Genomic DNA, 3320 nt, shown 5'->3' with positions numbered 1-3320 from the left:
CGGTCCCGTCGATGAAGACGGCGAACCTCTCCGGCGGCAACCAGCAGAAGCTCATGTTCGCCCGCTGGATGCTCCGCGGCCCGCGGGTGCTGATCCTCGACGAGCCCACGCGCGGCGTCGACGTCGCGGCGCGGGCGGCGATCCACCGCCTGATCAACAACCTGGCGGCGGAGGGGAGCGCCGTCTTGCTGATCTCGTCGGAGATAGAGGAGGTGCTCGGGCTCGCCCATCGCGTGCTCGTGATGCGCCGCGGCTCGATCACTCGTGAGTTCGGCGCGGACCCGCCGTTGGATGCCGTGATGGAGGCCGCGTTCGGCCTCGGAGGGAGAACGATCGAATGACCGTGCAGCCGTCCGGGCCGCTGGCCGGGGATCCGGTCCCAGCCGGGGACCCCGCCGGGGCGGACGGGATCGCCGTTCCGCGCGTGCGCTCCCGCCGGATCAAGGCCGAGCACATCCGCGACTACGGCATCGTCGTCTTCGCCGTCGCGCTCTTCTGCTACTTCACTGTCGCGTCGCCCGACTTCCTCACCTGGCAGAACCTCCTCAACCTCGTCTTCCAGAACGCGACCCTCGGCATCGCCGCCTGCGCCGTCACCTACACGATCATCGCCGGCAACTTCGACCTCTCGCTCGGGGCGATCTTCGTACTGAGCGAGGTGCTTGGCGCGTGGGCTGCCGTCCACTGGGGCGTATGGTGGGCGTTCCCCGTCGCGATCGGTTCCGGCTTGGCGATGGGGCTCATCAACGGGCTGCTGGTGACGAAGCTGCGCGTGAACGCGTTCCTCGCCACGCTCGCGAGCGCCCTCACGTTCGGCGGCATCGCCGTCGGCGTGACCAGCGGAGGCCTGCTGATCACCCCGCCGGCCAGAGTCTTCACGTTCCTCGGTCAGCACCGGGCCGGGGGCATCCAGTATCCGGTCATCATCTTCGTCCTCGTCGCGATCGTTCTCCAGCTCGTGCTGGCCTACACCGTTTTCGGCCGCCACCTCTACGGCGTCGGCGACAACCGCAATGCGGCCCGGCTGTCGGGCCTCAAAGTGGACCGGATCGTGATCCTCACCTTCGTGATCACCGGTGCCGCCTGCGGCCTCGCCGGCCTGCTCGACTCGTCGATGACCGGGTCGGGGTCGAGCGACACGAGCGGCCTTGGCGGCTCGCTGGCGTTGCTCGCGATCGCCGGCGTGGCACTCGGCGGCACCAGCATCTTCGGCGGCGTCGGCTCGGTCTGGCGCACGGTCCTCGGCGTGATGATCCTGGCCATGATCACGAACGGCTTCGACCTGCTCGCCGTCCCGGACTACTGGCAGGACATCGTCCGCGGGATCCTGATCGTCATCGCGGTCGCGATCAGCTTCGTCGTCGATAGACGTTGAGGCCACCGTGACGGAGCTGAATGACGCCCTCGCGGCGAACCTGTCCCTGACCCTGCTTGACGGGGCCGATATGACCACGCTCTTCTCCCCGGTGACGATCGCCGGGCTGAGACTCCGCAACCGCTTCGTCATGTCGCCGATGACCCGGGCGTTCTCACCGGACGGCGTGCCGGGGGAGAACGTCGCCGCCTACTACGCCCGCCGCGCGGAGTCGCTCGGCATCGTCATGACCGAGGGCAGCTACGTCAACGAGTCGGCGGGCGGCTTCGACAACGTGCCGCGGCTGTTCGGTGACGACGCCCTGGCCGCCTGGCGGAGGGTGACCGACGGCGTGCACGCCGTGGGCGGGTTCATCTTCTCGCAGCTATGGCACATCGGCGCGCAGCGCGACGCGGGCGCCGGCCCGTATCCCGATTCCCCCATGATCTCCCCATCCGGCATCAACTGCGACGGCCAGGTCGTCGGCGAGCCTGCCACCAGCGCGCAGCTGGAAGAGACCGTGGAGGACTTCGCCCGGGCGGCGGTCTTCGCCAAGGCGGCCGGTTTCGACGGCGTCGACCTGCACGGCGCGCACGGCTACCTGCTCGACCAGTTCCACTGGCCGGTCACCAACCGGCGCACCGACGCCTACGGCGGGGACATGGCCGGCCGGGTCCGGCTGTCGGCCGAGATCGCCGCCGCCGTCCGCGCGGCGGTCGGCCCGGAGTTCCCGGTCGACTTCCGGTTCTCCCAGTGGAAGGGCAACGACTTCGACGCCAGGATCGCCGAGAGCCCGAGGGAACTCGAGGCGTTCCTCACCCCGCTCGTCGAGGCGGGCGTGTCCATGTTCCACGCCTCCACCCGCCGCTACTGGATGCCCGCCTTCGACGGCTCCGGCCGCACCCTGGCCGGCTGGACCAGGCACCTGAGCGGCAGGCCAGTCATCGGGATCGGCTCGGTAGGAGTCGGCGCCCCGTTCATGTCCATCACCGACGACGCCAGCTCAGGCCGGGCGCCCAGCCTGTCGCTCGCGCCGCTCGCCGACCTGGTGAACCGGGGGGAGTTCGACCTGGTGGCGATGGGCCGCGCCAGCCTCGCCGACCCGCACTGGGCCGTCAAGGTGTCCTCGGGCCGGCTGTCCGAGATCCGCCCCTATAACAAGTCCGCCGACGCATTCCTCTACTAGGGCTGGCCTCTACTAGGGCTGGTAGGAGCCGGGAAGCCAGGCGCGGGTGGTGACGCCGATCGCGTTCCAGGCGTTGATGGTGACGATGAGGGCGAGCAGTGCGGCGACCTCGCCAGGCTCGAACTGGGCCGCGACCGCGTCGTAAGCGGCGGCCGGCACGTGCTCGCCGGCCAGCAGGGTCACGTCCTCGGTGAAGGCCAGCGCCGCGCGCTCCCTTTCGGTGAAGAAGGGGGTCTCCCGCCAGGCCGGCAGCGCGTAGAGGCGGTGCTCGGCTTCCCCGGCCGCGCGAGCGTCCTTGGTGTGCATGTCGATGCAGTAGGCGCACCCGTTGAGCTGGGAAGCCCGGACGCGGATCAGTTCCCGCAGCAGCGGGTCGATGCCGGCCTGGTCCAGTTCTTTGGTCGCGGCGCGGTCGAGATGGCCCATCGCGCGGGCGAACCCCGCGGCTTGCGTGTCGAAGTCGAGCCTGACCGGAATCTGCGATGTGCTGCTGGCGCTGGTGCCAGTCTCAGTTGCTGTCATGACACTGACGCTATGCCGCAAGCGGCCCACGAGTAAGTGCCACTTTACGGGTTAGAACGCGGGCCATTACTGATCCCGGATCGCCGCGACGAGCCGCGCGAGTGCGGTGGTGTAACCGTGTTCTGGCGGGGTGGCGTAGCCGATGACCAGTGCGGGTCCGCGGGTGTGCTCGCGGAGCGCGTACCCGCCCAGCCCTTCGATGGCCACACCGCGGGCGGCGGCGCGCGCGACAACCTGTTCTTCCCGCTGGCCAGGGCC

Annotated in this window: 4 protein-coding genes and 1 pseudogene; 3 read left to right on the top strand and 2 right to left on the bottom strand. The window is 69.7% G+C overall.

What is annotated here, in order from left to right; translation table 11 throughout:
* The 3 genes from WA805_RS00990 to WA805_RS00980 form a co-directional block, all read left to right on the top strand.
* The coding region (locus tag WA805_RS00990; protein WP_425241425.1) for an ATP-binding cassette domain-containing protein at window positions 1–341 on the top strand (341 nt) is incomplete at its 5' end.
* Window positions 338–1375: an ABC transporter permease gene (locus tag WA805_RS00985; RefSeq protein ID WP_425241424.1), complete on the top strand. Its 1038-nt coding sequence runs from the start codon at window positions 338–340 to the stop codon at window positions 1373–1375. The genes WA805_RS00990 and WA805_RS00985, both read left to right, overlap by 4 nt.
* 7 nt (window positions 1376–1382) lie before the next feature.
* Window positions 1383–2540, top strand: a complete 1158-nt coding sequence (locus WA805_RS00980) for a 12-oxophytodienoate reductase (protein ID WP_424564672.1) — start codon at window positions 1383–1385, stop codon at window positions 2538–2540.
* 12 nt (window positions 2541–2552) lie between these two features.
* Here WA805_RS00980 and WA805_RS00975 read toward each other — a convergent pair whose 3' ends face one another.
* On the bottom strand, window positions 2553–3062 hold the full coding sequence (locus WA805_RS00975) for a carboxymuconolactone decarboxylase family protein (RefSeq protein ID WP_422289945.1): 510 nt from the start codon (window positions 3060–3062) through the stop codon (window positions 2553–2555).
* 66 nt (window positions 3063–3128) lie between these two features.
* Window positions 3129–3320: pseudogene (locus WA805_RS00970) on the bottom strand (PLP-dependent aminotransferase family protein); the annotation flags it as partial.

This window comes from Trebonia sp. (genome assembly GCF_049794275.1).
Lineage (GTDB): Bacteria > Actinomycetota > Actinomycetes > Streptosporangiales > Streptosporangiaceae > Trebonia.
Note: the sequence above shows the minus strand (reverse complement) of the source record. Positions and strands in the feature narration are given on the sequence as shown.

Bases quoted from the DNA above. Each gene is read 5' to 3' on its own strand.
- WA805_RS00975 (WP_422289945.1), bottom strand. From the start codon at position 3,062: ATGACAGCAACTGAGACTGGCACCAGCGCCAGCAGCACATCGCAGATT.
- WA805_RS00985 (WP_425241424.1), top strand. From the start codon at position 338: ATGACCGTGCAGCCGTCCGGGCCGCTGGCCGGGGATCCGGTCCCAGCC.